The sequence below is a fragment of the Dethiosulfatibacter sp. genome, assembly GCF_983023055.1.
In genome coordinates this window covers 1-8,878 of record NZ_CEZJXU010000051.1, presented here as the reverse complement: position 1 = coordinate 8,878, position 8,878 = coordinate 1, and the positions used below count along the sequence as shown (strand labels likewise).

Annotated in this window: 6 protein-coding genes; all 6 read right to left on the bottom strand. The window is 36.7% G+C overall.

Features of this window, described 5'->3' with window-relative positions; all coding sequences use genetic code 11:
• Positions 1-149: 149 nt before the first annotated feature.
• On the bottom strand, positions 150-1,352 hold the full coding sequence (locus tag AC3AX0_RS03300; protein WP_487548884.1) for an Nramp family divalent metal transporter: 1,203 nt from the start codon (positions 1,350-1,352) through the stop codon (positions 150-152).
• Positions 1,353-1,562: 210 nt separating this feature from the next.
• On the bottom strand, positions 1,563-2,927 hold the full coding sequence (locus AC3AX0_RS03295; RefSeq protein ID WP_487548883.1) for a sigma-54-dependent transcriptional regulator: 1,365 nt from the start codon (positions 2,925-2,927) through the stop codon (positions 1,563-1,565).
• Positions 2,920-4,545, bottom strand: a complete 1,626-nt coding sequence (locus tag AC3AX0_RS03290; RefSeq protein ID WP_487548882.1) for a sensor histidine kinase — start codon at positions 4,543-4,545, stop codon at positions 2,920-2,922. Before AC3AX0_RS03290 ends, AC3AX0_RS03295 begins: the two co-directional genes overlap by 8 nt.
• Positions 4,529-5,956 carry a sodium:solute symporter family protein gene (locus AC3AX0_RS03285; protein WP_487548881.1) on the bottom strand — a complete coding sequence of 476 codons (1,428 nt, stop codon included), beginning with the start codon at positions 5,954-5,956 and terminating at the stop codon, positions 4,529-4,531. The genes AC3AX0_RS03290 and AC3AX0_RS03285 overlap by 17 nt, the downstream gene beginning before the upstream one ends.
• A 317-nt stretch (positions 5,957-6,273) precedes the next feature.
• A complete protein-coding gene (htpG, locus tag AC3AX0_RS03280) occupies positions 6,274-8,154 on the bottom strand; it encodes a molecular chaperone HtpG (RefSeq protein WP_487548880.1) in 1,881 nt (626 codons plus the stop codon).
• A 188-nt stretch (positions 8,155-8,342) separates the two neighbouring features.
• Positions 8,343-8,878 (bottom strand): ATP-NAD kinase family protein (locus tag AC3AX0_RS03275; protein ID WP_487548879.1); only part of this gene is annotated, 536 nt, incomplete at its 5' end.

The window sequence follows — 8,878 nt, the reverse complement described above, 5'->3', positions numbered from 1 at the left end:
GTTTGTATGCACCAAAGCTTTCACCCAGGTCACTGTTTAAATCAATTTTCATATTCATCACTCCAGTTTATTAATGATTAGCTTTCTTAATAGTTAACTTTCTTAAGCAAAAAAAGGTGGATTATAAGTCCACCTTTCATATCTGTCTATTACATTAATCCAAATACTTTGGCAAGACTCTTGAGTCCAAGTCCTATTGCTACGATAACAACAATAAATCCGAGGATGTTTGATGTCTTTGAGTTCACATATTCTTTAAGTCTTGACTTGTTGTTCATTACATATAGAAGGAATATTGCAACTATTGGAAGCATGATTCCATTTGCTGCCTGAGCGAAGATTATTGCGCTTAGGGGTTTAAGTCCAATTGCTGAAAATACGATTCCTATACCCAAAACAACCATCCAAATTATTCTGAACTTCTTGTCCTTCATGTCCTTCTCCCATCCTAGAGCCCCTGCGGTTGCGTAGGCTGCTGCCAGAGGAGCTGTAACTGCAGAAGATAATCCTGCACTGAAAAGTCCAAAAGCAAAGATGTTTTTCGCCCAAGGTCCAAGTAAAGGTTCAAGCTGCTGAGCCATATTTCCTGCATTGGTAATTGATATTCCAGTACCAAAGAATGCTGCAGAGGCAGTTACTATTACTGACATGGATATGAGTCCACCGAGGATCATAGAAACCATAATGTCTGCTTTTGATTCCTTTATACCCGATGCATCCTTCCATCTTTCCTGAACAGCTGAAGAATGAAGGAATAGATTGTAAGGTACTACTGTTGTTCCTATAAGTGCTATTACTATGAATACGGATCCTTCTGGAACTGAAGGTACAAGTCCCTTTGCTATCATTGCAAGGTCCGGTTTTACTATAATTGCCGTTGTTATGAATATACCACTCATTACCACTACAAGTCCTACGAGGAATTTTTCAACTAGCTTGTAACTACCTGAATAAAGAAGTATAAATGCGCCGATTCCCATTAATGGACCCCAGATATTCATTGATATGCCTGTTACTGCTTCAAGTCCCAATGCTCCACCTAGAATGTTTCCCGTCTCATATGCCGCACAGCCTATTCCAATAGATGATATTACAAGAAAAATACTTACATATTTCATTACAGGGTTCTTAAACTGCTCTCTCAAAGCTTCTCCAAGACCCTTTCTTGTTACGATTCCAAGCCTCGCAGACATTTCCTGAAGGACTATTGTTGCAAACACTGAAAAAACCATTGCCCACAGAAGTGCATAACCGTAGTTTGCACCTGCCAGAGATGCTGTTGTTACAGTACCAGGTCCTATGAATGCCGCTGTTACTATTGCTGCAGGTCCCATAGTTTTAAGTTTTGCCATAATTCCCTTTGATGATTTTACTTCATTTTGGTTCGTTGTTGAACTCTTTCTTAAACTCATCGTTAACCTCCCTAAAATATTGGTATGGTTAAATATATTGCAATTAGCATGCCATACATACAGCGTTGCAAATGCCTCTTGTTTTCGTCAATATGTTTGATTTCGCACAGAAAAAATGTTCAAATTCGCACAATTGTGCGATAACGCACCCTAAATATTGTATTTTTCAATCCTTCTCATGAGAGAGTATCTTGATATCTTAAGTTTTTCAGCAGCCTTTGAAATATTGCTGTCTGAAAGCTTTACAGCCTCCCTGATATATTCTGTTTCTATTTTCTCTATTTCCTTTTCAAGGTCGAAATCTTTTGGAATAGCAATTTCCCTCTGTCCATCTCTTTTACTTCCTCTAGTATCGGTCTCGCCGAAGATACCGAAGTCAGAATCAGACAATATCTTGTTTGATGAAAGTATGCAAAGCCTTTCTATCATATTGCTTAGCTCTCTAACGTTTCCTGGCCAGCTATATTTCTTTGCCTTTTCTATGAAGTTAGCTGAAGCTTCAATCTTCTTGTTGAACTTCACTGAAAACATCTTAAGAAAATACTCTATAAGATGATCTAAGTCGTCAAGCCTATCTCTAAGAGGTGGTATGATTACAGGAAAGACGTTGAGTCTGTAATAGAGGTCCTCCCTGAATTCTCCATCCTTGATTGCTTCCTCTAGGTCTTTGTTGGTTGCCGCTATTATCCTTACATCTACAGGTATTTCCTTTACACTTCCTACCCTCATAAGCTTTTTGCTTTCAAGAACACGAAGTAGCTTTGCCTGTGTCTCAATGGAAATTTCACCAATTTCATCAAGGAAGATGGTTCCTTCGCTGGCTGCTTCAATAAGTCCGACCTTCTCTCTGTCTGCACCAGTGAAAGCCCCCTTCACATATCCGAAGAGCTCGCTTTCAACAAGATTGTTTGGAAGGGCTGCGCAGTTTATCTTAATATAGGGCTTATCTACTCTTGGACTGTTTCCATAAACATATTCAGCAGCAAGTTCCTTGCCAGTTCCAGACTCTCCTCTTATGAGGACCGTGACATCATTCATCCTAGCCACCTTTAGAAGGTTGTCAAGCATTATCTTTATTATTGGAGATTCCCCTATGAACTTCACCCTGTTCAGCTGTTTTTCCTTTTCAAGAAGATAGATCTTGTTCTTCATGATTTTCAGGTCAAGGGCCTTCTCTATTATAAACTGAAGCTCGTCCATGTCGAAGGGCTTGTTTAGAAAATCAAAAACCCCCTTTTTCACGGCTGCAACTGCAGTCTTTATATCTCCATAGGCTGTCAAAATTATTATTTGCACATTTGGATTTGATTCCTTCAGATCCTCAATAAGGTCCAGTCCGTTTTCAAATCCAAGATTTATATCCAGTATTATGAGTTCGGGAGAAAAATCCGAATTAAATTCAAAGGCTTCCTTTGAATTTTTCGCCGTCTCAACATCATGACCGAAATCCTTAAGTCCTTCCCTAAGGGTCAACCTTATGCTTGCTTCATCATCAATAATCAATATTCTACTCATCTTCAGTCACCTCAAATCTAAGCTTCACTTCAGTTCCCTTGCCGTGAATGCTTTCTATTGCAATCTTTCCATTGTTTTCCGTTACAAGCTTGCTTACAACTGAAAGTCCAAGTCCCACTCCCTTTTTATATGATGTAAAGAAGGGGTCGAATATCTTGTCCATGTCTTCCTTTTTAATTCCTCTACCGTTGTCTGAAAAGACTATTTTTATATATCTGTTTCCACCGGTACCCTTTGAATTGCTAAAGCTCACCTTCAGTTTCTTTTCATCCTTGTCCATTGCATTCAGTGCATTTGTTGCTATATTGATGAATATCTGCTTCAGCTGGTTTGGATCGCAGTATCCCTTTACCATTTCCGCATTGTTCTCTATTTCAAGTTTTACATTCATACTTGCCATGCTGTCCTTGTACAGGTCAAAGCTAGATTCAAGCACTTCTTTATAGTTACATTTAAGCCTCATTGGCTTTCCTGGTTTTGAATAGTTCAATATATCATTTATGAGATAATTGAGTCTATCAACCTCACCTATTAGTGTATCATATATTTCCTCTGATGACTCATCTCCACTGTATCTTTTATGGAGAACCTGCATTCCCGCCCTTATACCCGACAGGGGATTTCTTATTTCATGGGCAAGACTGGCAACTACATTTCCCAGGGAGGAAAGCTTGTTCATATGATCCATCTTGCTTTCCATTTCCTTTCTTTTCGTTATATCATAAATACTGACTATAGTTCCAAAATCAGGCATAACAGTCCTGGCCATGTCCAGATAATGGTCGTTTCCATCGCTATCTTCAAAGACATAAACATCATTTTCATCAACAGCCTTGATGAATTCATCAAGACTTCTTGAAGTTTTCTTTTCCACAAGATCAAGAGACATGAAGTCTTCCCCTATCTTGTTGTGCTTATACATCTGGTTGCTGCCGTCTATTAGAAACAAGGCTATGGGAGCATCCTCAATGATTTTTTCATTTATATCCCTCAGATATTCAATCTTTTCAGTTTTAGTATTTATTGTATTCATCATCTTGTTGAAGGAGTTTGCCAGAAGTCCAAGTTCATCATTTCTGTGTGATTTTTCAAAAGTTATATATCTTCCTTCTTCGATTTCTTTACAAGTTTTAGTAAGCTTCTTTATGGGCTTTGAAATATTAAAAGCAAGTACTATGATAATTTGTGCCGCTGCCAACATTGAAACTATTGCTATTAATATGGAATTTTTCTGGAAATAAAAAAGCTCTCTAGAAAATATGTTCTTGTCATATTTCAAAACTATATATTCGTTTCCTTGGGTTTTACCATATGATATGATCTGGTCATCAGTGACTACATGTCCACGTCCACCCTCGTCAGGTGAAAACTCCATTCCTAGTAAAATAGATATTTCATAGATGTCCTCATCAATACTTATACCTTGGAGACTTCCTTCATTTTGTTCATATATAACCTTAATATTTTCCATCATCTCATCCATATGTATAACCTGTCTTTCCGACAGCATCTGATAGGCACTATAATATGAAGTTATTCCCAAAGCTATTATAGGCATGATAACCAGCACCAGTAATGGAAACAGTATTTTGTTCTCTATATCAAGCTTTATTTTCATACAATTCTCCTATGAATGTAAACAGAATAAAAAATACAAGAGCTGCTATAAAGGAAGGTATAACAGGATGAATACTATAGCTGCTGTTGAAAAAGCCCTGTTTCTGTAACCAATAAAACATGACTACAAGGCCTGCAACTATTGATGCACCTGCACCATATTTATTCGCCTTCTTCCAAATGCTTCCACCATAAATTGGAATAAAAAAGGTTATTGAAAAGATGGACCATATTATTGACCCATAGGTCAAAAGACTGGATGGCGGAGTAAATGAAAGTGCCAAACTTACAGTAGCCGCAACCACTATGACCAATCTTGAATAATTAAGCACCCTGTCCTGTCTTATAGGTTTCTTGTAAATCGCTGGTATTATATCTATCATGAAGCCGCTTGACAATATGAGAAGCTGAGAGTTTATTGTGGATATTGCAGCCGCTGCAATACCTATAAGTATCATTCCACTCAATTTCGAATAAATGGTGTCGTTTATTAGATGGGAATATATCTCATCTACAGGTACAATATTGTTTAATTCAGGAGCCAAAACCCTTCCCCCCATGCCTGTAAGGGCAAGAAGTAAATACATGAATGCAAGTATAAAAACAGAATATGATATCATTTTCTTTGCGGTCAATGAAGAATTTGTTGATGAAATCCTGGTCAGATACTGTGGATTAACAGCAAGTCCAAGACCCCAGGCTATTGAAGTGGTAACAATTACACTGATAGACGCATTAAACTCCAATATATTTTTGGAATCTCCAAAATCCATTGATGAAGCCATGATATTAATTTGGGAAATGGAGTCAAATCTGCTTATTGTAAGGTATGCAGTTATTATTACTCCAAGAATAGTTATTATGATATTCAGTGTATCAGTTTTTACTACTGAGAAAAACCCTCCATATGTGGTATAAATTATGAAAAGATAGACCATGAAAATGGACATGGTATAGTTGATGTCAAGAAGCTTTGAAACGACTATGCCAAAGCCTGTTATCTGGATTATTATATACATTATATAGCAGAAAATCACCGTCAATCCTCCGAATACCTGGAGTTTCCTTGACCCGTACCTTTTGTGGAAATATTCAGGTATGGTAATGAGGTCGTATTTTCTTAAGGGGTCTACAATTAGAACGAGAAGGCCTGCACCAAAAAACCAGCCTACGACAGACATGAGCAGTACTTCATATCCCGAATAGTAGACGGATCCCGTAAAGCCTACCATGGAAGCGACGCTGAACCAGGTTGCAGTAAAGGTGAATATTGACGGCATCAGTTTCATTGACTTTCCACCAACAAAAAAATCTTCCACTGTTTCTGTTTTTTTTAGTCCTCCCTTTCCTGCAATCAAAATGAGGAGTGAATATATGGAAAAGGATATGAGGTATATCATTATCTTATCCATTTAATTTCTTCTTTTCAGTGTATTTCATCAAAATATAAGGGCTAAGGGTAGAAACTACAAACAATCCAAATATTATGATAAATGATTTAATAGGTATGCCAGCAATCATATTGTCCTCCGATTTTTATAATCATATGTAAATTATATTATCATTTGCTATTATAATCAATTATAAGGTTGCTATTCAAAGAAAAAAGCCCATTCACAACAGACTAATCAATCTGTAATGAATGAACTTTAAATAACCTATAATCTATCTATTAATCTTGCCGTGAACTCGTATTCTTACTGTTGAATAATATTTCCAACAATATTATCTACTTCATCAACTGACAGATATCGTTTGTAAACTCTACAGGATCTCCTATTGAAAGTCCTTCAATAAGAAGAGCCTGGTTATAAAGAAGTTTTGTATAAAGACCAAGCTTGTCCTTGTCATTTTCATAAGCATCCTTAAGTGACTGGTAAACTTCATGGCTTGAATTTATTTCAAGTACCTTGTCCGCCTTTACTTCCTGTCCATTTGGCATCTGACTGAGGATTTTTTCCATTTCTACTGAAACTTCACCTTCGTTTGCTATGCATACGGGATGATTTTTAAGTCTTTTTGAAATTCTAACTGCCTTCACCTTATCTCCAAGGATATCCTTCATAAGGTCAAACATTTCCTTGTTTTCTTCATTTGCAGCTTCTGTTTCCTTCTTTTCTTCTTCAGTTTCAAGGCCAAGATCGTTGCTTGATACTGACTTGAACTCTTTTTCCTTGTAGTTCATGAGCATTCTAATAGCAAACTCGTCTATGTCCTCTGTAAAGTAAAGAATCTCAAATCCCTTATCTGCTACAAGCTCTGTCTGTGGAAGCTTTTCAATTCTATCGTAGGATTCTCCAGTTGCATAATATATGAACTTTTGGTCTTCCGGCATTCTTTCTATATATTCATCAAGAATTACCAGTTTCTTTTCCTTTGAAGAATAGAACATTATTAGATCCTGGATAATATCCTTGTCTGCTCCATAATTGTCATAGATACCATATTTAAGCTGTCTACCAAAGGTATTATAGAAAATCTCGTAATCTTCCCTATCATGCTTCAGCATGGATGCAAGTTCGTTCTTTATCTTTGTCTTAATATTCTTTGCTATGAACTTAAGCTGTCTGTCATGCTGTAGAAGCTCTCTTGAAATATTAAGTGAAAGATCCTCTGAATCAACCATTCCCTTAACAAAACCGAAGTAGTCCGGCAACAAATCCTGACATTTCTCCATAATAAGTATTCCGCTTGAATAAAGCTCAAGACCCTTTTCATATTCCTTTGAATAGAAGTCAAAAGGTATGCTTCCTGGTATGAACATTATTGCATCGTATCTAATCATTCCATCCACACTAACGTGGAGATGCTTCAATGGCTTGTCAAATCCATAGCGTTTTTCCTCATAAAAATTTCCATAGTCTTCATCTGTAAGCTCATTCTTGTTCTTTCTCCAGATTGGAACCATGCTGTTTACAGTTTGCTCTTCGGTGATGTCCTCATATTCGTCTTCTGTACCTTCCTTAAGCTTGGTACTAGACGTTTCCATCTTTATCGGATATCTTACGAAGTCTGAATACTTCTTAACGATTGACTTAATTTTATATTCTTCCAGATAATCATCAAATTGGTCATCCTCTGTGCTTTCCTTTATCTTAAGTATGATTTCAGTTCCCACTGAATCCTTTTCACATTCCTCAATAGTATATCCTGCAGTACCATTTGATTCCCACTTGTGAGCAGTTTCTTCTCCAAGAGCCTTTGATATTACAGTAACACTATCTGAAACCATAAATGCTGAATAGAATCCTACTCCGAACTGTCCAATTATATCATGTCCGTCCTTCAGGTTATTCTCCTTCTTGAATGCAAGGGATCCACTCTTTGCTATGGTACCAAGATTGCTTTCAAGACCTTCCTTTGTCATTCCTATTCCAGTATCTGAAACCTTCAGTACCCTGTTTTCCTTATCCATATCTATCTTAATGAAATAATTGTTCTTGTCAAACTCCAGATTTTCATCAGTAAGAGCCTTATAGTAAATCTTATCTATTGCATCGCTAGAATTTGAAATAAGTTCCCTTAAAAATATCTCTCTGTGAGTGTAGATTGAATTGATCATCATATCCAGCAGTCTTTTTGATTCTGCTTTGAATTTCTTTTTTGCCAAAATTAATCTCTCCCTTTAAATAAAAATTATTAGCACTCTCATCCAAAGAGTGCTAATAATGGTATACCATATTATACGATTCGTGTCAATAGAAAACCGAGAATTAACGGAGTAAAAAAAATGCATCACTACTCCATATTTGTGATATAACTAGAATAACGTTAGTTCGATATGAATATTTATTGAAACTATTCACATTTCCATGCATAAAAATTGTCGTATCCAACAACTACTTTATAAATCCCTTTCAAGTAATCATCCATCTGTTCATCTCCCGTGTCAACTAACAATGGTGAACCTAGCAAAGCCATCATTTTTTCTGGGGTGGCTATTATACAAACATTGTCTTTCCCGACGTTCATGATTACATCACTGCTGATTTGCTGATTGCCTCTTCCAAACAAAAAACCCTGCCCGCCAATTGGGGATACAATTATTTTACATTTGCGATCTTTTGATATTACAAGCAAATCTCTTTCACAGGCATCCTTTAGAAGCAACTTACCTTTACAGACAACATCGACACCCAGCAAAGTATAATCAACATTCATCTCTGTAGTAACTCTTCTTGTAGTTGTTCCTGCTCCAATAATATAGCAACAATCCTCTTCCATATTTTCTATGACATGGTTTGCAATACCTGACAAAGCATTATTATCATTAATCATTCCACCTGATTTTAAATTTTGAATATATTTTTTATTATAGGGTACTTTCATATAGC

Excerpts from the sequence above, each read along its gene's own strand:
- AC3AX0_RS03295 (WP_487548883.1), bottom strand. The coding sequence starts at position 2,927 with ATGAGTAGAATATTGATTATTGATGATGAAGCAAGCATAAGGTTGACC.
- AC3AX0_RS03285 (WP_487548881.1), bottom strand. The coding sequence starts at position 5,956 with ATGGATAAGATAATGATATACCTCATATCCTTTTCCATATATTCACTC.
- AC3AX0_RS03290 (WP_487548882.1), bottom strand. The coding sequence starts at position 4,545 with ATGAAAATAAAGCTTGATATAGAGAACAAAATACTGTTTCCATTACTG.
- AC3AX0_RS03300 (WP_487548884.1), bottom strand. The coding sequence starts at position 1,352 with ATGGCAAAACTTAAAACTATGGGACCTGCAGCAATAGTAACAGCGGCA.